The following is a 25917-nucleotide window of genomic DNA, read 5'->3' on the forward strand; positions in this document are numbered from 1 at the left end:
CTTGCCCATGTTGATCCTTAGTGAGGCTCAGGGATAAACGCTACGCTGCCCTCTTCACGCCTCTGAAACAGCCGCTCGCCATTGTCCGGCTGGGTGGTGATCCGCTGATGGTCGGCACCCAGATAAGCCAGCGGCGTCGGATCATCCTTGGAAAACTGCGCGACGATGATCGTACGTTGCGGGTCAAAGGCCTGGCCGCTGGTTTTTTCCAGCCAGGCCATCAACGCGGCGCTGTCGCCCTGGCGGGGGAAGTCCTGGGTCTCGGCGATGTAGTAGAACGGCTTTCCGCCATTTTGAAGGTACATCGGCAGTTTGTTATCGACCTCTATCAGCACCATCTGCCATTGATTCCAAGGCGCGGTTTTGCGCGCTTGGGCTTGCACATCCTCGGCGAAGCGGGTCACGCCGCCGTTGCCGTTGGACCAGGGATAGGCCACGCCGAGTATCAACAGCATGAGTGCGGCCGCGATCCCCAAACCCTTCTGCCAGCGCGGCCAGCCGGCGGGCTTTTTCAGCACGCGCTCACTTACCCACCACGCAGCCAGCAACTGGGCAAATGGCACCAGCGGCAGCACGTAGTAGCTGCGCCGGCTGCCGCTGGCGGTGAAGAACACAAACAACAGGCCCAGGCCCCATACCAGCCAGCGCACGTTCGGCGGGGTATGGCGCCAGTGGCGCACCGCCAGCCACAGACCGAGCAGCCAACAAGGGGTCCAGGGCAGGGTGTAGGCGGGCAGGTAGATCAGGTAGGTGTAGATCGGCCCCATATGGTCGAACGGGTCGAAGAAACGCACTACGTTTTCCCGAAACACCAACGCCAGGCCGCTCTCGCCATAGGTCGGTGCGCCGTAGAAGTGCGACAGCACGAACGGCACGGCATACACCGCTGCGGCGATCAGCACGGCCAGCACCAGGCGTAGGTTGAGGTGGCGCTTGTAGCGCTGTTCGCTGAGCAGGTGCGGCAGCAGCACCAGGCCGGGCAGTACAAAACCGATCAGGCCCTTGAGCAGCGACGTCAGGGCCAGTAACAGGAAAAACACCGTGTAGCGCCACAGGCGTGCGTCGTCGGGGCCACGCCAATACCAGGCGACTGCCGCCAGCACGCCGCACACGGTGAGCACATCCGCTGTGGCCACGCGGGCCCAGAACAGGAAGTAGAACGTGGTGGCGAGCATCCAGCCGGCGATCAGCCCCGTGCCCTTGCGGAACAGGCGTTCGCCGATCACGTACACCAGCCACACACTCAACCACGCGCCGATGACCGATGGCAGGCGCAACGACCAGGGGCCGAGGCCCCCCATCAGGTGGGCCGCACCGGTGATCAGCCAGTAGGAGGGCAGGGGTTTGTCGTAATACGGCAAGCCCTTGAGATACGGATCAAAATAGTCACCGCTCTGCAGCATCTGCAAGGCGATGTTCGCCCAGCGGGTTTCCGCGCCCCACAGGTCGCGCGCGCCCAGGCCGGTGAGCAGCAGCAGGGCCGAGACGCCCAGTAACAGCAGCAGGGCGCCGCGGTCAGTCTTGAAATACCCCAGCATCATGGCGCCTGCGGGTAGAGGATAAGTTCCAGGTAGCCCTTGTGATAGCGTTTGCCTCCGGGTGGCAGTTGCCCGGCCTCGCGCATTTCACTGGTGCTGTTGACCCGCAGCAGCACGCCTACGGAGCCGTGCTGGCGCGCCTCTTTGAGCCAGTCCTGAACCTGTTCCAGCTCCACTTTACGTGTTACCGAGCCGGCGTATTGCAATCCGTAGCGCAACTCGCCTTCGGTGTCATACAGCGCCACGTCGGCGCGTTTCAAGCGCCAGGCCAATGCGCTGGCACTCCCCAGTTCATTGCTCAGCAGTGTATTGGTTTGCTGCAACTCATCCAGGTGCTCCAACACGAATTGGTCGGGCATTTCGTTATCTGCGATATAGGCTGGCATGCTCGACGGCAGCATTACCACCAGCAGGCCAATGCCCAAGGCCGGCATTGCCCACAGCGTCAGTGGCCGTATGCTTTGCAACAGGTTGGTGAGGATCCATCCCAGCAGCACGATAAACGCCAGCGACAGGCTGAACATCTCTGCATGGCTGTTGCTGTACAGCGGCCTGGCGACTTGCAGGTAGATCAGGCTGACCATCGCGGCCATGCCGATGACGAAGTTGAACAGGCCATTGAGGCGTAGTGTGCGGGTTTTGCCTTGGATGACCAGGTCGCTCAAGGTATGCCCCATCAGCAACGCCAGGGGCAGCAGGCACGGCATGATGTAGGTCGGCAGTTTGCCGTTGCTCAGGCTGAACAAGCCCAGCGGCAGCAGCAACCACAGGGCCAGGAAGGCGATTGCCGGCTGGCGTTTTTGTTTCCAGGCCTGGTGCAGGGTGTTGGGCAGAAGCCCGGTCCACGGCAAGCAGGCCACCGCCATGATTGGCAGGAAAAACCACCATGGCCGCACATGTTGGGCGTCGTCGGCGCTGAATCGGCGGATGTGTTCATTCCAGAAAAAGAAGCGCCAGAAATCCGGTTCCTGGTTGTGGATCGCCAGCACCCAGGGCAAGCACACCAGCACGGCCACGCCGATGGCCAGCGGGCCATACCGCAGCAGCTCGCCCAGGCGCCGTTGCCAAAGCATATAGGGCAGGACGATCAGCACTGGCAGCGCCCACGCCAGGAAACCCTTGGTCATGAACCCCATGGCACACGCAAATCCCAACACGGCCCAGGCACCCAGACGGCTGCGCAGGGTGTGGCTGTCGAGGGCAAACCACAGCGCCACCAGGCTCAGGTTGACCCACAAGGTGAATTGCGGATCGAGGTTGGAGTACCCCGCTTGCCCGGCCACCAGGCCAAAACTCAGGTAGAGCAGGGCGCAGGCGAAAGACTTGCGTGGGTCGTTCCACAGGCGCCGGGCGATCAGGTACGCCAGCAGCACGCTCAATCCGGTGGTCAAGGCCGAGGCGATGCGTACACCGAACAGGTTCTGGCCAAACACCGCCTGGCCCAGGGCGATCAGCCAGTAACCGGCGGACGGTTTTTCGAAATAACGGATACCCATGAAGTGCGGCGCCACCCAGTTTCCGCTTTGAAGCATCTCCTGGCTGATCTGGGCGTAACGGGTTTCATCCGGTATCCACAAACCATGCAGGCCCAGTGGTAATAGATAAAACGCGACGAAGGCCAGTAATAAAACCGGCAGGGGTTTAAAGCGGGTCATGACAACGTCGCTCCTTGACGTCTGGTGGTGGTTTTTTCAACTAATGAAGTAAAGGCGAAAGTCGTCACAGCGTTCACTGAATAACGGGAAATAGTCATAACGACCTTAAAAAAGGGCGCAACTAAACATGCCCGAATAGGGCTGTCTTTTTGCTGAACATAAGCCGTAGTGGCAGGAAGGGAATGCGTTAGATTTGTTTGAGCGCGGCCGGCCAATCCTGGTTTTTCATGATGCCCAGGGCCTTGAACTTGCCGTTGGCCAGCACCTGCACGAATAGCGCGCTGCCGTACTCGGAAAACTTGGCGTGGGGGAAGCCCAGGGTGGTTTCGAAGTCAGCAATGCAGCCGCTGTGAGTGACGAAGACGAGGTTGCGTCCGGCCTGTTTGTGGCTTAGCAACTCTTCGCCCATGGCCTTGCCGCAGACGGCTTGTTCGCTGGCGGTCATCTCGGTTTTGCCGAACATGAAGCGCGAGGTCTGGGCGGTGCGAATGGCGGGGCTGGAGAGTACGTCGGTGCCGTCCATGCCCAGTGATTTAAAGGCTTTGCCCATGTTTTCCGCGTGCTGGCTGCCATTAATCGTCACGCCTTCCACTGGGCCCAGACAAGGGTTGCTCGAACGGTCGCAGCGCTCTTCATGACGCACCAGCACGATCAGATCGCCGTCGCGCCACAGTGGCAGCACCTCGGACGTCAGCAGACGATTGCCTACGCCCAGATCCCGTGGCGAGGTCGGCCAGAACAGCGCGCAAGTGAGCAGCGCTCCGACCACGGCAAGCCCGAGCCAAAGCGGTTTGAGGCGCTTGAGAAAGGCCCGGCGCGAGCGTGGTTTAATCAGGGTAATGTCAACCACTTCATTCACCTTGGACGCTGTTGGCAATCTTGTATTAGTTAGGCGCAACGTGTTGGCGAATAGCCGCAGTGGAGCAGAAGGCTGTCACAGGGCTGCTGTCTTTTCGCTGAACATGCTGCGGTTAAAAGTTGCCAGGGTTGGCAACTAAGAAGTTGCCGACGAGTGACGCTTGGCCGGTAATTTAAAGTGCGGTGGGTCGGTGGCCGGTGAAAAGCATGTGAAAAATTTGCGTGGCCTCGATTCCCAACCGTTATTCTCGATGGCCACCCCTCCGATGAGTGTTCCCATGCTGCAGGCGCAAGGTGTCTTCAAAAGCTATGCCACCCCTCAAGGCCCGTTGGCGGTGTTGGCAGGTGTGGATTTGCACCTGGCCGCACGCAGCAGCCTGGCGTTGATGGGCGAGTCGGGCAGTGGAAAAAGCACCTTGTTGCACTTGGTGGCGGGGCTTGATCGGTTGGATCGCGGCAGTATCCAAGTGGGTGAGCAGCGCCTCGACCAGATGAGCGAGGCGCAACTGGCTCACTGGCGGCGCACTGAAATTGGCCTGGTGTTCCAGCAGTTCAACCTCATTGGCAGTTTGCGCGTCGACGACAACCTGGCGTTCCAGGCCCGGCTGGCGGGGCGCTTTGATCCGCTCTGGCAGGCGCAGTTGGTGGAACGCCTGGGCCTGGGCGACTTGCTCAAGCGCTATCCGGAACAGCTCTCGGGCGGCCAACAACAGCGGGTCGCGGTAGGGCGTGCCTTGGCGTCGCGGCCAGGCTTGCTGTTGGCTGACGAACCCACCGGCAACCTCGACGAAGCCACCAGCGACGAGGTGTTGCAACTGATGCTGGACCTGTTGCGCGACAGCCCCACCAGCTTGTTGATGGTCACCCACAGCCCCCGTATCGCCGCACGGCTGGACCAGCAGGTGGTGTTGCATCACGGCCGCGTCCTGCCTGCGGATGCTCGCTGAAATGGCGGTGTTTTATTGGACACTGCGCGCGTTGCTCAGCCATTGGCGGCGCCACCCGGTGCAGTTTTTCAGTGTGCTCACCGGCTTGTGGCTGGCCACCGCACTCTTGACCGGCGTGCAGGCCCTCAACAGTCAGGCGCGCGACAGCTATGCCCGCGCCAGCCAGTTGATCGGCGGCGAACCCCAAGCCAGTCTCAGTGCGCCGGACGCTGCCGGTTTCCCGCAAACGCTGTTTGCCGAACTGCGCCGCGCGGGTTGGCCGGTGTCGCCGGTGGTGCAGGGGCGGTTGCAGCTCAAGGGGCATGAGGACGTGCGCCTGCAATTGATGGGCCTCGACCCGCTGTCGTTGCCCGGCAGCGGCGCGGTAGCGGGGCAGCGCTTGAGCCAGGCGCAGATGCTCGCCTTCTTTGACCCTCCGGGGCGTACCTGGATCGCGCCGCAAACCTTGCAGGCCCTGGGGCTGCACGAAGGGCAGCAACCCCTGGCGCTGAACGGGCAACGCCTGCCGCCGCTGCAAGCCCAGCCGGACATGGCGCCCGGGCTGTTACTGACCGATATCGGCTTTGCTCAACCTTTGCTTGAGATGCCTGGGCAGCTGTCGCGGCTGCTGCTGGACAAGGCCTTCGCCGCCAGCCATCCCACGCCTCCCGCCGGGCTGCAACTCCGGCAGGGCGAGGACAGCAACTTGGCGCGCCTCACCGAAAGCTTCCACCTGAACCTTGATGCGCTGGGCTTCCTGTCCTTTGTGGTGGGGCTGTTTATTGTGCACGCCGCCATCGGCCTGGCCTTGGAGCAACGCCGCGGACTGCTGCGCACCTTGCGTGCCTGTGGGGTCAGTGCGCGTTTGTTGATCCTCGGGCTTGGGGTGGAATTGGGCGCGTTATCGCTGCTGGGCGGCGTGCTCGGCGTCGCCAGCGGATACCTTCTGGCCAGCCTGCTGCTGCCGGATGTGGCTGCCAGCCTGCGCGGGTTATATGGCGCCGAAGTACCGGGACAGTTGAGCCTGAGTCCATGGTGGTGGCTGGCGGGGTTGGGCTTGAGCCTGTTGGGTGCCTTACTGGCCGGTGCCAGCAGCGTGTGGCGGGCGGCGCGCTTGCCGTTGCTGGCGCTGGCCAACGCCCAGGCCTGGCACGAGGCCCATGGTCGCTGGTTACGGCGTCAGGGCTGGGTCGCCGGAATGGCATTGCTGATCGCGCTGTTGGCGCTTTGGCTGGGCGACAGCTTGGCGGCGGGGTTTGTATTGATGGCGACCTTACTGCTCGGCGCGGCCTTGGGCTTGCCGGTATTGCTCAACGGGCTGCTCAAGGCCGTGTTGGGGCGCAGCCGTTCAGTGCTTGGCCAGTGGTTTCTTGCCGATTGCCGCCAACAACTGCCGGCTTTGAGCCTGGCACTGATGGCGCTGCTACTGGCCCTGGCCGCGAATATCGGTGCGGGCTCCATGACCTCGGGCTTTCGCCACACCTTCAATCATTGGCTGGAACAACGCCTCACTGCCGAGCTGTACCTCAACCCGCAAACCCCGGCCCAGGCGGATCAGCTCAGCACTTGGCTGGCGCACCAACCGTTGGTGCAGAGGGTGTTGCCTACCTGGCAGATCGCCGTGCAAGTGCAGGGCTGGCCAGCGGATCTGTTCGGGGTGGTCGACGATCCGACCTATCGCGAGCACTGGCCCTTGTTGGACGCTGCCGATGCACCTTGGGACCGGTTGCAGCGTGACGACACCTTGATGCTCAGCGAGCAGTTGGCGCGCAGGCTTTCAGTCAGGCTCGGGGATTCGATTGATATCCCCACGCCTCAAGGCGTCTGGTCACCCAAGGTGGTGGGGATTTACGCGGATTACGGCAATCCCAAGGGGCATATCCTGGTCAATTCCGAACACCTGCTGGCGCACTGGCCAACGCTCTCACCTGCGCGCTTCAACCTGCGCGTCGCGCCGTCTGATGTAGCGCCACTGGTGCGAGAAGTGCAGCGCGCATTTGCCCTGGACGACAGCCGCATCGTCGATCAACAGCAACTCAAGGGCTGGTCGAGCCAGGTGTTCGAACGCACCTTCGCCGCGACTGCGGCCCTCAACAGCCTGACCTTGGGCGTGGCCGGCGTAGCGCTGTTCATTAGCCTGCTGACCCAGAGCCAGAGCCGCCTTGGCCAACTCGCACCGCTGTGGGCGCTGGGCGTGACACGTCGACAATTGATGTTGCTGAACCTGGGCCAGACCTGGCTGCTGGCGGTGCTCACCCTGATGTTGGCGTTGCCGCTGGGGGTGTTGTTGGCATGGTGCCTGGACGCGGTGATCAACGTGCAGGCCTTTGGTTGGCGGCTGCCGTTGCAGGTGTTCCCGTGGCAGCTCGCACAATTGCTTGGGCTGGCGATGCTCGCCACATTGTTGGCATCGGCCTGGCCGCTGTGGCAGCTGTACCGCAGCCGTCCGGCGGATTTGCTGAGGACCTTTGCCCATGAAGATTAAGACGTTGATGTGCGCGTTATTGCTGCTGGCGGCTTGTGACAAAGCCCCCGCGCCCCAAGAGAGCTTTGCAGGCCTGGGCAGCGATGCGGCGGACTTTGCCCAAGTGCTGCCCGGCAAGGTGTTCAGCTTTCCCGGGGACCATGGCCCCCATGACGGCTTTCGCATCGAGTGGTGGTACGTCACCGCCAATCTGAAGGACGCCCAAGGCAATGTGTTCGGCGTGCAATGGACGCTATTTCGCAACGCCTTGAAAGCCGGGCCGACCCAGGCCGGCTGGCGGGATTCGACGGTGTGGCTCGGCCATGCCGCCGTCACCTCCGCCAACCGCCACTACGCCGCCGAACGGCTGGCCCGTGGCGGCGTTGGCCAGGCCGGTGCCCAGGCAGCGCCGTTCAATGCGTGGATTGACGATTGGAACTTTGCCAGCCGTCCTGGCGCGGTCAGTGCATTGGCGGATATGCAACTCAAGGCCAGCGCAGAGCACTTCGCCTACGACTTGCGGCTGACCTCCAGCCGTCCATTGGTGTTGCAAGGTGACAACGGCTACAGCCGTAAATCCGACCAGGGCCAGGCGTCGTATTACTACAGCCAGCCGTTCTTCACCGCCAATGGCAGCGTCAGCATCGATGGCACAACCTATCAAGTCACTGGCCCGGCGTGGCTCGACCGCGAATGGAGCAGCCAACCACTGAGCGCCAGCCAGACTGGTTGGGACTGGTTCTCCCTGCACCTCGACCGGGGCGCGCAACTGATGCTGTTTCGCGTACGCCAGAAGGACGGCGGCGGTTATCTCACCGGCACCTGGATCGACGCCCAGGGACGTACAGAGACCTTGCATAACGCTGACATCCAGCTGACACCGCTGGAAACCACGGCCATCGATGGGCGCAACCTGCCGACGCGCTGGTCGCTGAAAATACCTGGCAAACAGCTGGATATCACCACTGAAGCCGTCAACCCGAACGCCTGGATGAACCTGAGCATTCCGTATTGGGAAGGGCCGGTGAGGTTTGACGGGGGCGTGGGCTACCTGGAAATGACCGGGTATTGAGGGTACTTCCGTAAGGGCTTGTCCGCGTTGACGTAGGTAACTTCCCAAATGTTATTCAGCCTTCCTCGGGTTGTGTCCGGGGTGTATCTGCTTGCTTATATTTCGACGCCATCTTCATTGCATCCCGGATGTAAGGCATGGCGCAGAGCTATCTCAACGACCGCACGATGGACTATCCGAGTGTGAAATCCCGCTTGATGGGTAGTGCTCCGAGCCGGCAGCGTTCTGATCATTTTGATGTGTTGAATCGGCACCTGCGCTATGGGCTGGTGACGCCGGGTCAGATGGTGATTATTCCCGATGCCTACAGCGTGACGTGTTCGTTGGAGGAGGCCTGGTTGATGCGCCGGGCGGAAGAAATTCACCGGCAGTTGGCGCAAGACGCGTCAGTCGGAACGGCGGTGATCAATAACTATGACTTGCTGCAGAGCTTTCTGGCGTACAGCTCGATCGGGGTGGGCAGCGTGACGTCGGCGTGGTCGCGGCATCTGGACGAGGTGGCGCATACGCTGGAGGACATTGAGCGGTTGCATCAGCGCTTTCGGGACGGTGGGTTGGACCGGCAGGCATTTTTTCGCCAGCGCCAGGTGTTGTTGTCGCTGTTGGACACCCAATTGCAAGGCGCGGCGCGCTATGGCACGGGTTTGCAGGGCAATCAGGGGTTGAAGAAGCTGCTGGGGATTTCCACGAAAAGCTATCTGAAGAAGGGTGAGATCGCTGGGTACGCGCAGCGGATTCGGGAGATCGCGCAGATGTCAAAGTGGTTGGGCAAAGGCACGTATGTGGGGTTGGCGCTGGACGTGGGCGTGGCGGGATTGGAGATCAAGGAGGCGTGTGTGACGGGGCGGGAGGCGCAGTGTCGGAGGGCGAAGTATGTGGAGACGGGGAGGTTGGTGGGGGCGGTTTCGGGGGCGGCTGTAGCTGCGAACTTTGGCGGGAAACTAAGTCGTCGTGCATGCAATATTTTTTTAGGTATTGCGGCTAAAGGACGTGGTGAACTGATTTGCAGCGTTATCGGAGGCGCTGCGGGTGGGTATGCAGGAGGCAACGTGCTAGGCGACGGCGGAGCGTTTCTGGGAGGAAAGATCGTAGAGGTCGATGGTGACTTGATATTCCAGCCAGAGGGGGCTTAGCCATGGATTTTTTTCTGGTCTATACCGTTGTCTGGTTTGTCGGGACGTTTGTTTTCTTAGGATTGGTACTGTTTGCCGAATATACGAAGCTCGACGAGCTGGAAAGTTACTTCAGTGAAAATGAAAAGGTTCGTAGACATAAGCGTTTTTGGAAAAGAAATCAGCGAATCGACCGGTATCATCGCATGGGGTTGATGGTCGACATTCTGTCGATGCCCAAGGCCTTCCTGAAAGCAGGCCTTGTGACTGAGGCCGAACTGGCATCTGTTCCTTTAGCGCTTAAGCGTTGGGCGTTGTGGCCGTATCGTCTTGGTTATGTTTGGACTATTGCCGCAGTCGTCTGGGCGGTTTGGCGAAGCTGGTGCGACATCCCGATTGATTGAATCTCAACGGGCAGCTTGACCGCATAAATAGCTGTCGGCCTACGTGGTTGACCGGGCGACTTCAGATTAAAGGCAGAAGCGCGGCAGCCTTAGAGTCGATCGATTTTTTAGTGAACTCAGTCCAGATGTGCGATGGGGCCTGACCCCAGTGGCAGTGGGTCAGTCATAGATGTATCAACTGACACTCCCTCATCGCGGGCAAGCCCACTCCCACATTTGATCTTCATGCATCAGATAGACCTCCGGCTGGCTTAGGCTTGCTCTCTGCTTTTGATTTTGATCTCAGGCGCCCCGTCCGGACCAAACTGACCCTCTCTTCACTCCGGCTTTAACGCCAGTTGCAACGGCACGCGCGCCATGCTCGTGTTCGTCAGCGAGCCCAGATACAACCAGTCGCCATACTCCCGCGCCGTGGTAATCGGTGAGTAGTTGCCCGCGCTGCCATCCTGCAAGTTGGCGATGACCTTGCCGTTGGTATCCAACCCCAACACAAAGGCTTTGCGCTCGATGGGCTTGGGCACCACCATCAGTGCGCGCACCATCACTTTGCGCAGCAGCGGGTAGCCGGCGAAGCTGTCCAGCAACGGGTTGCGCGGTGAGTAGAGCGCTACCCAGAAACGGTCCCGGCCATTGAAACTCAGGTTGTCCGGCAGGCCGGGCAGGTTGTCGATAAACAGGTCGTGGCTGCCAGCACGTTCGCCTTTGATCCAGTAACGGCTGATGCGGTAGGCGCCAGTTTCATTCACCAGTACGTAGCTTTCGTCCGGGCCCAGGGCTACGCCGTTGGCGAATTGCAGCTGGTCGAGCAACACCTCGGTGTTGCCGTTGCTGAAGTCGTAACGCAGCAGTCGCCCATCGCCGCCATGTTCGATCACCGCTTCGCCGTCTTGCCCATAACCCCAGCGGCTCGACGCATCGCTGAAATACCCATAGCGGCCGCTGGCGTCCACGATGACGTCATTGGTAAAACCGAAGGGCGCGCCATTGGCGCTGGTGCTCAGGGAAGTGAGTTGGTGGTTCGAGTCCAGCGCGAGCAGGCCTTTCACCCCATCGGCAATGATCAAGCGCCCATCCGGGTGCATCGCCAGGCCCAGTGGGCGACCGCCCGTATTGGCCAGTACTTCCAGGCTTTGACTGTCGGGCGATGTGCGGATGATGCGCCCGTCATGCAGGCCGCTGATGAGCAAACCCTGTGCATCCAACAGCAACGCCTCCGGCCCGGCGATGTCCTGGGCGCCGATTTTCCGTACAGCCTTGAGTCGCTGGTTTTCGGCGAAAGGCCCATCCTTCATCGATGGCGCTTTGGGCGGTGACCAGTTCACCGGTTGTACCTTGGTGGGCATCAGCAGCAGAAAGGCGACCGCCGCCAGCAGCAACACAAACAGCAGATGGCGCAGTTTTTTTGGACGGGTACTCATGACGATTCCTGGTTGTCGTTGGGGTTCGGCTCCCAGTGCAGGGTGCCGAACAGGTAATCCATCAGGGGAAGGACGATATTGAAATTGCGCCCCTGCATTAGCTCGCGACGATGGTGCAAGGCATGCAGCCGGTGCATCTGGCGAATCCACGGCAGGCGCGCCACCGGATGCTCCGCAGGCAGGTGCTCGCAGGCGTGGAACACTTCGTAGAACAGGTAGCCCAGGAGCATGCACCCGGCAAACAGCCCAGCAACGTTGGGGCTCAGTTGCTTGAGCAGCCACCAGGCGGGGAGCGTGATGGCCAGGCTGTGCAGCACGATCAACCAGGCCGGGAACAGAATCACCCGCCAGTCCCGTGGGCTGTCGTAAGTCATGTGGCCAGGGGTGAAGAAACTGTGGTGGTCACCGGTATGGCGTGCGTAGAACAAGCGCGCAAAGGCGTGTTTGTGATGGCCGAGATGGCGGTGCACGAGGTAGATGCAGAGGTTGAAGAACAGCAGGGTCAACGGCACGGTCAGCCATTGCAGCGCTGTGATCTGCTCAGTGGTGGACCAGGCCAGGGTGATGCAGGCGATGCCGTAACCCAGTACAAAAAAACCATGAAGCCAGGGGTTGTAGCGAGCGGAAACCGCGGCGCGGTAGCGGGCACGGAAAGCCTCGGTAGCGTCGGGCATGGTCGGGACTCATATTATTTTTGGGTGGTGACTGAGCTTAGTCCGCCTTCGCGATTGTGCGAGTCCATAGTCCGTTTCACATCAGCGGATCCCAGCGTTGCGACCAGTCACCTTCGGCCTTGACCACGTCGCGCAGTAACTCCAGGGCCTGCTGCAACACCGCCGAATCCCGTGCCCGCGAATACACCAGGTAGGTTGGGAAACTGAACTCCGGCGCCTTGGCCACACGCTGCATCACACCGCTGTCCAGGTAGCTTTGCACCACCCGCGTGCGGAAATACCCGGCGCCGCCGTTTTCGAGGATGTACTGCAAGGCCAAAGGCCCGAGGTTGAAGCTCACCGCAGCGCGGGCCTTGTCGGGCAGGGCCGCGTCATGTTGCTGGCGAAAGCCCGGGCCCCAGTCGATGTAAACGTACGGCGCCGGCTTGCTGACCAATTGCACCAGGATCAACTTTTCTTCCAGCACCTGCTCCACCTGCAACCCCGGCCAGTACTGCGGCTGGAACACCAACGCAGCGTCGAGCACGCCCAGTTCCAGTTGGCGCAACAGGTATTCGCCTTCACGCACTTCGGTGCGCAATGCGTGGCCGGGAATATGCTCGCGCAGCGCCTGGGCCCAGCCGAGCATCAGCGGGTTGCACAGGCTGACCTCTCCGCCGATATGCAGCACATTGCGATAGCCATCGGGCAACGGCAGGTCGCGGCGCGCGGCTTCCCAGGTTTGCAGCAACTGGTTGGCGTACACCACGAAGGCCTCGCCGTCAGCGGTCAGGCGCGCACCCGCGCGGTTGCGGATGAACAGCGTACTGCCCAGTTGGCTTTCCAGGCTTTTGACCCGTGCGGTGATGGCGGTCTGGGTGACGTGCAGTTTCTCGGCCGCCGCCGCGAGGCTGCCGCAGCGGGTGATTTCGAGGAAGGTGCGTGCCAGTTCGATGTCCATGAAACCCCCTGGGGATGAATGGGGGGCATTGTAGAACTGATCACTGAAGAGGGGGGCGTGGAATGCAATTCAACGGTGGACCTACTCCAAGGCATGCCCGTCAAGACAGCGAGTGGAGGGCGGCGGCTGTTTGCCAAGGGCCAGGAAATCGCCCACCCATCGGCTGATACACCCTCCGCCGTCCGGTTTGGCGGGCTCCCTGAGGCGCAGGTGTGTGACTTGAAAGGCGTCTGCCGTGCCCTGTTCAGCGTTGACCAGCACCATGCGTGCGACGCGTTCGGGAAACTGCACCGCGTAACGGCTGCCCAGGCGGGTTGCGTGGCCGTTACCCAAAAAGTGCAATCGTGGGTCGCCCAGTTGTGCGCGTACATACTCCATGTCCTGAACTGCCTGTTCGACGTCATGGGCCTGAGTGAGTTCGCGAGGGCTGAGTTCAATCACATCGTAGCGGTTGAGCAGAGTGCGGTAGGCCTGTGTGTAGTAGGTCTCCCAACGGCTGACGAGGTGAATGCTGAACGTACTTGCGCTGTTTTCCTGCAGTGTGTCACCGGGTTGGACGAATACCACACCTTCACGACTCAGTGGCTCACGGGCGCCGACACGGGTCAGGTACAGGCGTTGAGTGCCTTCCCCGGGGGCCGCGTGGTTACGCGGTACTGTCACGACGCCGCACTGGGTGCGCGCCAGCACCTCAGGTGCCATCTGTTCGTCTGTGGGGAGGGTGCAATCGAGCAGCCAATCGATGGCGGTGGGCTTGATCAGTGACTCTGCCTGGACAAGATGAGTGACCAGCCAGAGACAGCCGCATGCGAGGTGTTTTGCAACATTCATCAGGAGGTCCCGGGCAGCCGTGTGGAAGCGGCTTTTTACCAAGGATCCTGAGGTGACGAATGTAGGGGCGTGAGACGACTGGTGTACGAAACAAGAGTTTCGTTTATCAGATATTAGTCTTCCAACCGCCACCCAATGCCTTGTACAGCGCAATGCTGGCCTGCAGGCGTGACAGTCGCAATTGCACGTTCAAGTCCTGGGCAGTATAAAGCGTGCGCTGGGTTTCCAGTACCGTAAGCAGGTCCTCGGCGCCCGCCTGGTAGCGGCTTTCAGCAATCTGGAAGGCGGTCTGGGCCTGCTGCAATTCTTCCGTTTGCCATTGGCGCTGCTGGTCCAGGCGCGTGATGCTGCTGAGGGCTTTTTCCACATCGGCAAAACCGTTGATGATCGCACCGCGATAGGCGTACAGCAGCTCATCCTGGCGCGCTCGGGCCTTGTCGCGTTCGGCGCTTAAACGGCCGTTGTTGAAGATCGGCCCTGCCAGTCCGGCAGTCAGCGTGTAATACGGGCTGCGCAGGATGTCCACGGCCTTGTAGGCGTCGGAGCCCAGTGTGGCGCCGAGGGTCAAGGCTGGCAGCATCGCGGCGCGCGCCACGGTGACGTCCGCTTGCGCGGCGGCCAGTTGGGCCTCTGCCTTGGCAATATCGGGGCGGCGGCTGAGCAACTGGCTGGGCATGCCGGTGCCGATGGTTGGCCATGTCAGGGCCTGGAAGGGCTCGGCGCCCAGGTCCAGGGTTTGAACCGGCTGGCCAAGGAGAGCCGCGAGGGTGATCTGGGATTCTTCGGCCTGTTGCTGAATCAATGGCAGTTGGCGTCGCTGGCTGGCTACCAGGCTTTTCTGTTGGGCCAGTTCCAGCGCCGTGGCGGAGCCCGCGTCGTAGCGGGTTTGCACCAGGTCGAGCACGTTGCGTGCATTGGCCAGGTTCAGCTCGGCGATTTGCTGGCGCTGATGTGCGGCCAGGGTTTGCGCGTAGCGGTCGGCCACGTTGCTGAGCAAGGTCAGTTCCACGGTGGCCTGATCGAACTCACTGGCCCGCAGGCCCTGCAGGGCGCTGTCTCGGGCGGCGGCGCGGCCGCCCCAGAAATCCACTTCATAACTGGCCGTCAAGCTGGCGCCGAAATTGTCGACCGCGTCGTCGCTCTGCGAGACGTCCAGGTCTGGTCCGCCCTGGCCGTGCAGCAGCTTCTGGTGGCTGGTGGCGAGGTCGAACTTCACCTCGGGTAACAGCGGCGCCCCGGCGATCACGGCACTGGCCTGGGCCTGCCGCACACGGGCCATGGCGGCGGCCACGTCGACACTGTCACGCCGGGCCTGTTCGACCAGCCGGTTCAACTGCGGGCTGCCGAATTGCGTCCACCAGTGCTGGTTGGTGCTCTGGGCCGCGTCGCGCTCGGCGAACTGCCAGGCGGCCGGCGGCGCAATACCGCTGTCCACCGCGGGTGGATCGCCGGCGCAGGCATTGAGCAGCAGGCACAGGCTGATCAGGGACAGCTGCGAGGGGATGGATCGTTTATTCACTGGTCAACGCCTTAACCGGATCGAGCCGGGCAGCTTTACGGGCCGGCATAAAGCCGAATACGACGCCGGTGACCAGCGCACAACCAAATGCGCCAAGCACCGCCACCAGGGAAAACTGCACCGCCACGTTGGCCAGCACCAGTACGCCGCCCACCAGCAGGGCCAGGGCAATGCCGCACAAGCCGCCGACCACCGAGAGCATGACCGCCTCGGTAAGGAACTGGCGCAGGATGTCGCGTTGGCGCGCACCGGTGGCCATGCGGATGCCGATTTCGCGGGTGCGCTCGCGCACGGTCATCAGCATGATGTTCATCACGCCAATACCGCCCACCAGCAAGGAAATCGCGGCAATTGAGCCCAGCATCAGCGACAGGGTGTTCTGGGTACGGGCCTCGGCCTGGATCATTGCGGCGTTGTTGGTCAACTCGTAGTCGGGTTTGCCGTTGTGCAGCTTCTGCATAAGTTGGTCGATGGCCACTTCGGCTTCGTGGACCCTGCCTGCATCGGCGGCGGCAATCACCACGTATTCGGGGTCGTAGCTGCCAAACAAACGCACGCTGGCGGCGGTGTAGGGGATGGCGATACGGTCGTCGCTGTCCTTGTCACCGGAGGCGGCGCCTTTTTCCGCCAGCACGCCGATCACCTGGAAGGGCACGTTCTCGATCAGGATGTATTGTCCGATCGGATTGACCTGGCCCTTGAACAGCTTTTCGCGGATACGGTGGCCGATCACCGCGACCGTAGCCCCGCTGCGCTCGTCGGCGGTGGTGAAGTAGCTGCCCTCGACCACCGGCCAATTGAAGATATCCGGGAAGTTGGTGTCGTTGCCGCCCACGTACGCCATGTAGTCGACGTTGCCATAGCGCACGCCTGCTTTGCTGCCGTTGACCGGCATGATGCGCTTGACCTGGGGCAATGCACCCAGTGCCTCGACGTCATTGAGGGTGATGACGCCCAGTGGCGTGCGTGGGTTGGGCGATGCACCGCTCAGATAAAGAATGTTGGAGCCGAACGCGCCCATCTGCGCCATGACCTGGCGCTTGCTGCCTTCGCCGACCGCCAGCATCACCACCACCGACGCCACGCCGATGATGATCCCCAGCAGGGTCAATGCGGTGCGAAAACGGTTGATCCACATCACCCGCCAGGCGGCTTGTACCGCGTCCACCAATTCGGCTTTCCACGCGCCGTTATGCTCCGCACCGTCGACCAGGCGTTGACGCAGGTCCACGGCTTGCAACGCGCCGCTGGCGGCGGGCGGGGCGGCTTCACTGTCATCGGCCGAGTCGCTGATGATCAGGCCATCGCGAATCTCGATGATGCGGTTGGCCCGCGCGGCGACTTCGCGGTCGTGGGTGATCAGGATCACCACGTGGCCCTGGCTCGCCAGTTCGTCGAGCAGGGTCATCACCTCGGCGCCGCTATGGCTGTCGAGGGCACCGGTGGGTTCGTCGGCGAGAATGATATGGCCGCCGTTCATCAGTGCGCGGGCAATGGACACCCGCTGCTGCTGACCGCCGGACAGTTGATGTGGACGGTTACCGGTACGCTCAGCCAGGCCCAGGCGGGTCAGCAGGGCGTTGGCTCGGGCATGGCGTTCGGCCGCGCTGATACCGGCGTAGATCGCCGGCATCTCGACGTTCTCCTGGGCCGTGCCTGAAGGAATCAGGTGGTAGCCCTGGAACACAAAACCAAAGGCCTCGCGGCGTAGCCAGGCCAATTCATCACTGTCCAGGTGGGCGACGTTTTCCCCGGCAAACAGGTAGTCCCCGACCGAGGGCCGATCGAGGCAGCCGAGGATGTTCATCAGCGTGGACTTGCCGGAGCCGGACGCGCCGACGATGGCGACGAATTCCCCGGCATGGATCGACAGGTCGATGCCGCGCAACACGTCCACCTGTGGGCTGTCGCCACCGCCGTAGGACTTGCGGATGTTCTTGAGTTCGATCAGAGGCGTGGTCAACTCAACCCCCGCTGCCAGCAGCCGGGCCGATCAACAGGTGGTCGCCTTCATTCAGTCCACCGAGTACCTGCACCCGCAGGCGATCACTGATGCCCAGTTGCACCTCGCGCTCCTCGATGCGGCCGTTCTCCGTGACAACACGGGCGATCTGTTTGTCGGCGCTGTGGCTGCCCAGCAGGGCGGCGACCGGCGCGGTCAGGGCGTCCTTGACCTGGCTGGCGACAAAAAACACTTGGGTGGTCATTTCGGCCATCAACGCGTTATCGCCGTTGTCGACATCCAGCAGCACGGTGTACAGCACCACGCGGCCGGTGCCGCTTTTTCCGGAGCTATTAGGGCTGCCGCTGCCCTGGGTTTCGTTCAAGGGCTGGGGTGGAATCGGCAAGATCTGGCGTACGGTGCTGGTCCAGCGCCGGTTGCCGCCGCTCAGGGTGGTGAAGTACGCCGTCATGCCGGGTTTTACATGGCCGATGTCGGCCTCCGAGACTTCGGCCCACACGGTCATCGGCGACAACTTTGCGATGCGCAGGATCAACGGCGTCTGCTGCTGGGCATTGAGGGTCTGGCCGACCCGCGCGTCCACGGCAACCACCGTGCCGGTCATTGGCGCGTAGATGCGCGTATAGCCCAGCTCCGCTTCGTCGCTGCGCAGGCTGGCCTGAGCCTGGAGGATCTGCGCCTGGAACATATTGACCCGGGCCTGGGTGGCGCTCAGTTCCGCCTTGGCGGTCTGGACATCCTCTTCGCGGGTGGCGTTGCCGGCGACCAGACGCTGCTGGCGCTGGTACTTCTGCCGCGCCAGTTCGTGCTGGGCCTTCTGCTCCTGCAACTGTGCCTTGAGGTTTTCGATGGCGTAGCGGCTGGCATCGAGCTTGGCTTTTTGCGTCGAGGGGTCGATCTCTACCAGCAATTGGCCTTCCTGCACCTGGTCGCCGGCTTCAACGTGGATCTTGCGAATCTGCCCGGAAGCCTGGGCGCCCACGTCCACGTAACGACGTGGTTGCAGGGTGCCCAAAGCGGTCACGCTGTTTTCGATATCGCCGCGGGTCACGGTGACGGTGGTCAGCGTGTCGCGGCCGGTCGGCAGTACTTGCCAGGCGGCGACCGCGATGACGGGAATCAGGCACGCCACAACTAGCAGGGCGCGTCGGGCAGGTCGAGGGCGTTTCATGCTTAGGTTCCAGCCAGGAAAGTTCGGAGCGCAGTTGCGCAGAGCTGACAGTTAAACGAGAGAAACGCGTGAGGATTTAGGCTGTTACACACTGTGTAACGGGTCGTTTGCGTAAAAAAAACGACCGGTGGCGCAAGACTTGTTTAAAAGTAGATGAGAATTACTATAAATTGCACGCACCCAAACTGCCATTACGCTATGGGTTGTCATTTTCAGGTACTCAAGGAACGGATATCGCCTTTCTGTGGCGGTCGGGAGTCATGTTGGAAAACTACTATCGCGAGCTGGTGTGTTTCCTCAACGCCAAGCTGGGCAACCGTCAGGTGGCCGAAGATGTGGTGCATGACGCCTACGTTCGGGTACTTGAGCGTTCCAGCGCTGTCCCCATCGACCAGCCCCGCGCGTTTTTATACCGCACGGCGCTGAACCTGGTGATCGACGGGCATCGGCGCAACGTACTGCGCCAGCACGAGCCGCTGGAAATACTCGACAGCGAAGAACGCTTCTCCCCCAGTTCCCCCCACGCCAGCCACGACCAAGGCCAACGCCTGGAGCTGCTTGATCGTGCCCTGGCCGAGTTGCCGAAAGCCTGCCGCGACAGCTTCCTGCTGCGCAAACTCGACGGGCTGACCCACCTGCAGATTGCCGAGCGCCTGGGTATTTCCCGCGCCCTGGTGGAAAAACATATCGTCAACGCCATGAAGCACTGTCGGGTGCGGATGCGCGAGTGGGAAGGGCACTGATCGCTGATCAGGTAAATTTTATTTCACTGTCCTCGTTTCCTATCAACACATGACCTGTTGTGCAGGTCTTGAAGGTATTCCTGCCCCATCGCCAAGGGGCTTATCCAGAGGACACTGGAATGACACAGGCAATTGCTTCGCCCGCGGTTCACGACCTTATCGGTATCGGTTTCGGCCCATCGAACCTGGCGCTGGCCATCGCTCTGCAGGAACGAGAGAAAACCCAGGGCAAGCTGGACGCGCTGTTTCTCGACAAGCAGGCCGACTACCGCTGGCATGGCAATACCCTGGTGACCCAGAGCGAACTGCAGATTTCGTTCCTCAAGGACCTGGTGACCCTGCGCAACCCCACCAGCCCGTACTCCTTCGTCAATTACCTGAAAGCCCACGACCGCCTGGTGGACTTCATCAACCTGGGCACCTTTTACCCGTGCCGCATGGAGTACAACGACTACCTGCGCTGGGTCGCAGCGCAATTCCAGAACCAGGGCCGTTATGGCGAGGAAGTACTGGCCATCGAGCCGATCCTGCATCAGCAGCAGGTCGAGGCACTGCGCGTGATTTCCCGCGATGCCCACGGTGAGCAGCACGTGCGCACGACGCGCTCGGTGGTGGTCAGCGCCGGTGGCACGCCACGGGTGCCTGCGGCGTTCAAAGGGCTCAAGGATGACAACCGCGTATTTCATCACTCCCAGTACCTGGCCCGCGTGGCGCAGCAACCCTGTGTGGACGGCAAGGCGATGCGCATCGCGATCATTGGCGGTGGCCAGAGCGCGGCTGAAGCCTTCATCGACCTCAATGACAGCTATCCGTCGGTGCAGGTCGACATGATCCTGCGCGGTTCGGCGCTAAAGCCGGCCGATGACAGCCCGTTCGTCAATGAGGTGTTCTCGCCGGCCTTCACCGACCTGGTGTTCCAACAAGTGGGGGCCGAGCGCGAGCGTTTGGTCGCGGAGTACCAGAACACCAACTATTCGGTGGTCGATCTGGACCTGATCGAGCGTATCTACGGGATTCTCTACCGCCAGAAAGTCTCCGGCATCGCCCGTCACGCGTTCCGCACCATGACCGTGGTGGAAAAAGCGGTGGCCGGCCCGATGGGTATTGAGTTGACCCTGCGCAACAATGCCAACGGTGACATCACCGTCAATCATTACGATGCGGTGGTGCTGGCGACCGGCTACGAGCGTCAGATGCACCGCGAACTGCTGGCGCCTCTGGAAGCGTATATGGGTGATTTCGAAGTGGCTCGTGACTACCGCATCGTGACCGACGATCGCTGTAAGGCGGGTATCTATATCCAGGGCTTCAGCCAGGCCAGCCATGGTTTGAGCGACACATTGCTGTCGATTCTGCCGATTCGCGCGGATGAAATTGCCGCGTCGTTGTATGAATACGACCGCAGCCGAGGCAAAGCGCGTTCGGTGCAGGACCTGCTGTTGGCCACCGCCAGCTGACAGACTGCACTTGTGACCCGGAGGGTTGCCTGATACTGTACAAAAAACCAGTATCGGTAGCCTTCCATGCAGTTGATCGAAAAACTCAGCATCCTCGCCGACGCCGCCAAGTACGACGCTTCGTGTGCCAGCAGTGGCGCACCCAAGCGCAGTTCGGAGGGCAAGGCGGGGCTGGGTTCAACCGATGGCATGGGCATCTGCCACAGCTATACGCCCGACGGCCGTTGCGTGTCGTTGCTGAAGGTGCTGCTTACCAACTTCTGTCTCTACGACTGCCAATACTGCGTTAACCGCCGCTCCAGCGACGTGCCCCGCGCGCGTTTCAGCCCGGAGGAGGTGGTCACCCTGACCCTCGATTTCTACAAGCGCAACTGCGTCAGCGGGCTGTTTCTCAGCTCCGGCATCATTCGTTCGGCCGACTACACCATGGAGCAGCTGGTACGGGTGGCGAAGCTATTGCGTGAAGAGCATGACTTCCGCGGCTATATCCACCTCAAGACCATTCCCGACGCCGACCCTGCGCTTATCGCCGAAGCCGGGCGCTACGCCGACCGGCTGAGCGTGAACATCGAACTGCCCACCGAGGCCAGCCTGAATACCCTGGCGCCGGAAAAACAAATCGTCACCATCAAGCAGGCCATGCAGACCATCTACACCGGCGAACAGACCGTGTTCAACGAACCTCGCGCCCCGCGTTTCGCCCCGGCTGGGCAGAGCACGCAGATGATCGTCGGCGCCGACGATACCGATGACAGCACCATCCTGCACGGCGCCGAGGCGCTGTATGGCAACTTCAAGCTGCGCCGCGTGTATTACTCGGCGTTCAGCCCCATCCCCAACAGCCCGAAAAGCGTGCCCCTGGCTGCGCCGCCTTTGATGCGTGAGCACCGTCTGTACCAGGCGGATTTCCTGCTGCGCAGCTATGGCTTCAGCGCCAATGAATTGTTCGAAGGCCCCGGCCATCTGGCGTTGGATATCGACCCCAAGCTGGCTTGGGCCCTGGAGCATCGTGAGGTGTTTCCCCTTGATCTGAACCGCGCCGAACCCACGCTTATTGCGCGCATCCCAGGTATCGGCCTGCGCACCACCCAACGCCTGGTGGACCTGCGCCGTGAACGCAAGATTCGCTTCGAAGACCTGGCCCGCATGCGCTGCGTGCTGGCCAAGGCCAAGCCGTTTTTCATCACCAGCGACTACCACCCGCAACAGGCTGACAGCACCAGCGTGCTGCTGCGCGAACAACTGCGCGATCGTCCGCAACCGCAACAGATGGGGTTGTGGGGATGATCAGCCTGGAATGCGACAACCTGTTCAGCACCTGGCGCGAACAGGCGCGCTGGTTGCTCAGCCATCAGGTCGACCCCAGCCAGGTGAGCTGGGGTGAGGCCGAAGTGGCGGATTTGTTCGCCACTGACGAGGCGATTCCTGAAGGGCTCGGTCCGTTTCAGGCGCGTATTCCCAAGGCGCTGATCGAGCTGCTGGAGTCTGCGGCCTGCTATCACGGCGACCAGCGTTGGAGCCTGCTGTATGAGGTGCTGTGGCGGGTCAGCCATGGCGACCGCACGGCGATGCTGGCGGGCGACAAGCTGGGCAGCGAATTGCAGCGGCGCATCAAACAGGTCAGCCGTGAAGCCCATCACCTGCATGCGTTTGTGCGGTTCATCGCGTTACCGGCAGAGGCGGGGCCTGAACTGCCGGAGTATGTGGCCTGGCATGAGCCGGCCCATGACATCTTGAAATCGGCCAGCCAGCACTTTGTCGGGCGTATGGGGCGTCATCGTTGGATGATCGCTACGCCGTTGGATGGGGTGTATTACGACGGTGAACAGCTGATTCATCAGCGCGAGTGCCCCGAGGCGTGGCAGCAATTGGCGCAGAATGTCGAAGACCCGCACAGCGCTATGTGGCTGACTTATTACAGCCATATTTTCAATCCGGCGCGGTTGAATCCCAAGGTAATGGAAGGGCACTTGCCCAGCCGGTTCTGGAAGAATCTGCCGGAGGGCAAGTTGATACCGGGGTTGATCAGCGAGGCGCGCACGGGCAAGCAAAAGGATGGGCAGGCGAAGCTGGTGGGCGCGCGCCAAGGTAAGAAAATCTTAAGCGGGCATGGTTAAAAATGTTGGAGGGGCGGTGCGACGATTCGACTTGCTCCCGATAGCAGTGTGTCAGTCAGCTCATCTTTCACTGACCCACCGCTATCGGGAGCAAGTCGAATCCTCGCACTGCCCCTCCCACATTCGATCCTCATTGGCTTGGCGAGTGGGGCTCAGGCCAGTTCGATGGCGGTATTTTTCACCACCGCCAACTCCGGATGCGCCACCAACTTATCAATGTGCAACTCATCATTGTTCAGCCAGATCTCCGATACCACCCGGTAGTGCTCCATGTCCCGACAGCGCATGCGCAGACTGTAGTCAAACGGCCCGCTGATCAACTGGCATTCGAACACCTGGGGGCAGGCTTTGATGCAAGCTTCGAAGGCCTTTTGCGCCGAGCGCCCGCTTTGGTTGGACAAGGCCACCAGCACCAGCAACGACAGCCCTGGCGAGACCATCTGCACGTCGATGATCGCCCCATACCCACGGATCACTCCACGGCGCTCCAGCTTGCGCACCCGCTCCAGGCAAGGCCTGGGGGTAAGGTGCACCAGTGACGAGAGCTTTTCATAGGTGATCCGCCCCTGATGGCGCAGTACTTCGATGATTGCCTCATCGATGCGATCCAGCGCGGGGGAGGTATGGGGTCCGTTGGCCTTGGTATCCATGGGTTTCACTTCAAACGGTTGGAAAGAAATTGCTGCAAGCGCTCGCTTTTGGGGTGGTCGAGGATCTCGGCGCTGCCTTGTTCCTCGACCCGTCCCTGGTGCAAGAACAGCACTTGGCTGGACACCTGGCGGGCAAAGCCCATCTCGTGGGTGACCATCAGCATGGTACGACCTTCCTCGGCCAACGTCTGTATGACTTTGAGGACTTCTCCTACAAGTTCTGGGTCCAGTGCGGACGTCGGCTCATCGAACAGAATGATTTCCGGCTCCATCGCCAAGGCCCGTGCAATCGCCACGCGCTGTTGCTGGCCGCCGGACAGGAACGCCGGGTATTGATCTGCCACGCGGCCTGGCAGGCCGACCTTGTCCAGGTACATCCGTGCGCGTTTTTCCGCCTCGGCCGCACTTACGCCCAGCACCCGGCGCGGCGCCATGGTGATGTTTTCCAGCACGGTCATGTGGCTCCACAGGTTGAAGTGCTGGAACACCATGGCCAGGCGCGTGCGCAGGTTCTGCAATTGCGCCTGATCCGGGGCACGGGTGCCGGCACGCCCTTGCTGCATTTCTATACTGATGCCGTCCAGGGTGATGACTCCGGCGTCGGGCTGCTCCAGAAAGTTGATGCAACGCAGCATGGTGCTTTTGCCGGAGCCGCTGGCGCCGATCAGGCTGATCACATCGCCTTGGCGCGCGTTAAGGGAAACACCCTTGAGCACTTCGTGCTCGCCGTAGCGTTTATGAATGCCTTCGACTTGCAGCTTGATGGCAGCAGTTGCAGCCTTGGTAGCGGGTACATCGACAGGATAAGTGGCCAGGGCCTGCGCGGACTGATTCATGGGTTAGCCTCGGGTAGGAACAAGAAAACGCATCCAGCGACGTTCGGCCAGTCGAAACAGGCCCACCAGTGCAAAGGACAGCAACATGTACAGCAGGGCAGCGATGCCAAAGGCCTGGAACGTCAGGAACGTCTCGGCATTGGCGTCGCGGGCCACTTTGAGGATATCGGCGACGGTGGCGGTGAACGCCAGCGAGGTGGCGTGCAACATCAGGATCATTTCATTGCTATAGGCCGGCAACGCGCGGCGCAGCGCGGCGGGCACTACCACAAACAGATTCTTGCGCCAGCCGTGCAGACCGTACGCGCGGGCGGCTTCGATCTCGCCATGAGGGATATTGCGAATCGCCCCGGCGAAGATCTCCACGGTGTAGGCGCAGGTGTTCAAAACAAACGCCAGTAGGGTGCAGTTCAGCGCATTGCGGAAAAACTGGTTGAGCAGGGCGTTGTCCTGCACCACTTCAAGGCTGTAGAGCCCGGTGTAGCAAATCAGCAGTTGGATATACAGCGGCGTGCCGCGAAACAAGTAGGTGTAGACCTCCACCGGCCAGCGCAGCCAGAAGTGCTCCGAGACCCGCGCCAGTGCCAGGGGAATCGACAGAATGAAGCCCAGCACCACCGAGATGATGAACAGCCACAGGGTCATGGCCACGCCGGAAAGGCCCGAGCCATCACTGAACAGGTAGGCCAGGCCGTATTGCTGGAACAATTCGATCATCGCGCCATCCCCTTGATGCCGAGGTTATAGCGCCGCTCGAGGCGCTTGAAGATGCGGTTGGAGAGGGTGGTGATCACCAGGTAGACCAGGCCGGCAAGGATCAGGAAGTACAGCGGCTCGTTGGTGGTCTTGCCGGCGTTTTGCGCGGCTTTGACCAGGTCCGACAGGCCGATGATCGACACCAGCGCCGTGGACTTGAGCAGTACCAGCCAGTTATTGCCCAGGCCCGGCAAAGCGAAGCGCATCAACTGCGGAAACAGCACCAGATGAAACCGCTGCCAGCGACTCAAGCCATAGGCGGTGGCGGCTTCCAGTTGGCCGACCGGCACACTGAGGATTGCGCCACGGAAGTTCTCGGTGAAATACGCGCCGTAGATAAACCCCAGTGTGATCACGCCGGCGGTAAACGGGTCGATTTCAAAATAATCCCAGCCGACGCGTTCGGTCAGGTCGTTAAGCCACAGTTGCAGGCTGTAGAAAATCAGCAGGATCAGCACCAGGTCCGGCACGCTACGGATCAACGTGGTGTACAGCGTGGCCGGCACCCGCAGCCATTTGGCGCTGGACAGCTTGGCGCCCGCGGCTAGCAGGCCGAGGGTGAGGCTCAAGGCCAGCGCGAGGAACGCCAGCTTGAGCGTCATCCAGGCACCCTGGGCCAGCATGGGGCCGTAGCCTTGCAGGTTGAGGAGTTCGTTCATGGGGGGAATCTCTAAAGGGCGCAGACATACCCCTGTGGGGGGCTTTTGTGGGAGGGGGCTTGCTCCCGATGAGGGTGTGTCAGTTGATGCAGTTGTGACTGACCCACCGCTATCGGGAGCAAGCCCCCTCCCACACAAATCTTTTCCCACAGGG

The 25917-nt window shown here is 61.4% G+C and carries 23 protein-coding genes; 9 read left to right on the forward strand and 14 right to left on the reverse strand.

All coding sequences use genetic code 11. The features are described 5' to 3' along the window. Positions 1–17: 17 nt before the first annotated feature. The 3 genes from ACKZ62_RS10045 to pmrG form a co-directional block, all read right to left on the reverse strand. Positions 18–1538, reverse strand: a complete 1521-nt coding sequence (locus tag ACKZ62_RS10045; RefSeq protein WP_442117502.1) for an ArnT family glycosyltransferase — start codon at positions 1536–1538, stop codon at positions 18–20. Then, positions 1538–3193 (reverse strand): lipid IV(A) 4-amino-4-deoxy-L-arabinosyltransferase, encoded by a 1656-nt coding sequence (arnT, locus tag ACKZ62_RS10050; protein ID WP_447096612.1) that lies wholly within the window; start codon positions 3191–3193, stop codon positions 1538–1540. Before arnT ends, ACKZ62_RS10045 begins: the two co-directional genes overlap by 1 nt. A 187-nt stretch (positions 3194–3380) precedes the next feature. Then, positions 3381–4052, reverse strand: a complete 672-nt coding sequence (pmrG, locus tag ACKZ62_RS10055) for a lipopolysaccharide core heptose(II)-phosphate phosphatase PmrG (protein WP_241150126.1) — start codon at positions 4050–4052, stop codon at positions 3381–3383. A gap of 277 nt (positions 4053–4329) precedes the next feature. Here pmrG and ACKZ62_RS10060 point away from each other — a divergent pair, with 277 nt between their 5' ends. The 5 genes from ACKZ62_RS10060 (at position 4330) to ACKZ62_RS10080 (ending at position 10029) form a co-directional block, all read left to right on the forward strand. Further along, complete coding sequence (locus ACKZ62_RS10060; RefSeq protein ID WP_032887293.1) at positions 4330–4998, forward strand: ABC transporter ATP-binding protein; 669 nt, start codon at positions 4330–4332, stop codon at positions 4996–4998. A 1-nt stretch (position 4999) separates the two neighbouring features. Beyond that, positions 5000–7462 carry an ABC transporter permease gene (locus tag ACKZ62_RS10065; RefSeq protein ID WP_447096613.1) on the forward strand — a complete coding sequence of 821 codons (2463 nt, stop codon included), beginning with the start codon at positions 5000–5002 and terminating at the stop codon, positions 7460–7462. Then, complete coding sequence (locus tag ACKZ62_RS10070) at positions 7452–8513, forward strand: lipocalin-like domain-containing protein (protein WP_447096614.1); 1062 nt, start codon at positions 7452–7454, stop codon at positions 8511–8513. Before ACKZ62_RS10065 ends, ACKZ62_RS10070 begins: the two co-directional genes overlap by 11 nt. A gap of 137 nt (positions 8514–8650) precedes the next feature. After that, positions 8651–9646, forward strand: coding sequence for a hypothetical protein (locus tag ACKZ62_RS10075; RefSeq protein WP_447096615.1), 996 nt, complete (start codon positions 8651–8653; stop codon positions 9644–9646). A 2-nt stretch (positions 9647–9648) separates the two neighbouring features. Beyond that, entirely contained in the window at positions 9649–10029 is a 381-nt protein-coding gene (locus tag ACKZ62_RS10080; RefSeq protein ID WP_032888179.1) for a hypothetical protein, read from the forward strand. A gap of 317 nt (positions 10030–10346) precedes the next feature. On the opposite strand, the gene ACKZ62_RS10085 is transcribed toward ACKZ62_RS10080, so the two are convergent. From ACKZ62_RS10085 to ACKZ62_RS10115, 7 genes are all read right to left on the reverse strand, one after another. Next, complete coding sequence (locus tag ACKZ62_RS10085; RefSeq protein WP_447096616.1) at positions 10347–11447, reverse strand: SMP-30/gluconolactonase/LRE family protein; 1101 nt, start codon at positions 11445–11447, stop codon at positions 10347–10349. Then, a complete protein-coding gene (locus tag ACKZ62_RS10090; protein WP_095184345.1) occupies positions 11444–12121 on the reverse strand; it encodes a sterol desaturase family protein in 678 nt (225 codons plus the stop codon). Before ACKZ62_RS10090 ends, ACKZ62_RS10085 begins: the two co-directional genes overlap by 4 nt. 76 nt (positions 12122–12197) lie before the next feature. Continuing rightward, entirely contained in the window at positions 12198–13061 is an 864-nt protein-coding gene (locus tag ACKZ62_RS10095) for a LysR family transcriptional regulator (RefSeq protein ID WP_032888174.1), read from the reverse strand. Positions 13062–13142: 81 nt separating this feature from the next. Beyond that, complete coding sequence (locus ACKZ62_RS10100) at positions 13143–13892, reverse strand: alpha/beta fold hydrolase (protein WP_447096617.1); 750 nt, start codon at positions 13890–13892, stop codon at positions 13143–13145. A gap of 106 nt (positions 13893–13998) precedes the next feature. Continuing rightward, the gene (locus ACKZ62_RS10105; protein WP_447096618.1) at positions 13999–15411 is read right to left on the reverse strand and encodes an efflux transporter outer membrane subunit; all 1413 of its coding nucleotides are present in this window, start codon (positions 15409–15411) and stop codon (positions 13999–14001) included. After that, positions 15404–17374, reverse strand: coding sequence for a MacB family efflux pump subunit (locus ACKZ62_RS10110; protein ID WP_447096619.1), 1971 nt, complete (start codon positions 17372–17374; stop codon positions 15404–15406). Before ACKZ62_RS10110 ends, ACKZ62_RS10105 begins: the two co-directional genes overlap by 8 nt. A 1-nt stretch (position 17375) precedes the next feature. Next, the gene (locus ACKZ62_RS10115; protein WP_032888167.1) at positions 17376–18545 is read right to left on the reverse strand and encodes an efflux RND transporter periplasmic adaptor subunit; all 1170 of its coding nucleotides are present in this window, start codon (positions 18543–18545) and stop codon (positions 17376–17378) included. Between the two features lie 260 nt (positions 18546–18805). On the opposite strand from ACKZ62_RS10115, the gene ACKZ62_RS10120 reads away from it, so the two are divergent. The 4 genes from ACKZ62_RS10120 to ACKZ62_RS10135 all read left to right on the forward strand — a co-directional run bounded on the left by ACKZ62_RS10120 (position 18806) and on the right by ACKZ62_RS10135 (position 22862). Next, positions 18806–19288: a sigma-70 family RNA polymerase sigma factor gene (locus tag ACKZ62_RS10120; RefSeq protein WP_099600935.1), complete on the forward strand. Its 483-nt coding sequence runs from the start codon at positions 18806–18808 to the stop codon at positions 19286–19288. A 119-nt stretch (positions 19289–19407) separates the two neighbouring features. Continuing rightward, complete coding sequence (locus tag ACKZ62_RS10125) at positions 19408–20745, forward strand: lysine N(6)-hydroxylase/L-ornithine N(5)-oxygenase family protein (protein WP_032888163.1); 1338 nt, start codon at positions 19408–19410, stop codon at positions 20743–20745. 66 nt (positions 20746–20811) lie between these two features. Then, positions 20812–22032: a putative DNA modification/repair radical SAM protein gene (locus ACKZ62_RS10130; protein ID WP_032888160.1), complete on the forward strand. Its 1221-nt coding sequence runs from the start codon at positions 20812–20814 to the stop codon at positions 22030–22032. Further along, positions 22029–22862 (forward strand): TIGR03915 family putative DNA repair protein, encoded by an 834-nt coding sequence (locus ACKZ62_RS10135; protein WP_122680584.1) that lies wholly within the window; start codon positions 22029–22031, stop codon positions 22860–22862. The genes ACKZ62_RS10130 and ACKZ62_RS10135 overlap by 4 nt, the downstream gene beginning before the upstream one ends. 152 nt (positions 22863–23014) lie before the next feature. Here the strand turns inward: ACKZ62_RS10135 and ACKZ62_RS10140 are convergent, their stop codons facing one another. Genes ACKZ62_RS10140 through ACKZ62_RS10155 form a run of 4 tightly spaced genes read right to left on the reverse strand, consistent with a single transcriptional unit; the run spans position 23015 to position 25763 of the window. Beyond that, on the reverse strand, positions 23015–23512 hold the full coding sequence (locus tag ACKZ62_RS10140; RefSeq protein WP_032888155.1) for an Lrp/AsnC family transcriptional regulator: 498 nt from the start codon (positions 23510–23512) through the stop codon (positions 23015–23017). Between the two features lie 5 nt (positions 23513–23517). Continuing rightward, positions 23518–24348 (reverse strand): ABC transporter ATP-binding protein, encoded by an 831-nt coding sequence (locus ACKZ62_RS10145; protein WP_233896853.1) that lies wholly within the window; start codon positions 24346–24348, stop codon positions 23518–23520. Positions 24349–24351: 3 nt separating this feature from the next. Next, positions 24352–25065: an ABC transporter permease gene (locus tag ACKZ62_RS10150; RefSeq protein WP_447096620.1), complete on the reverse strand. Its 714-nt coding sequence runs from the start codon at positions 25063–25065 to the stop codon at positions 24352–24354. Next, positions 25062–25763 carry an ABC transporter permease gene (locus ACKZ62_RS10155; RefSeq protein ID WP_032888150.1) on the reverse strand — a complete coding sequence of 234 codons (702 nt, stop codon included), beginning with the start codon at positions 25761–25763 and terminating at the stop codon, positions 25062–25064. Before ACKZ62_RS10155 ends, ACKZ62_RS10150 begins: the two co-directional genes overlap by 4 nt. Positions 25764–25917: the final 154 nt, after the last annotated feature.

This window comes from Pseudomonas sivasensis, assembly GCF_052938085.1.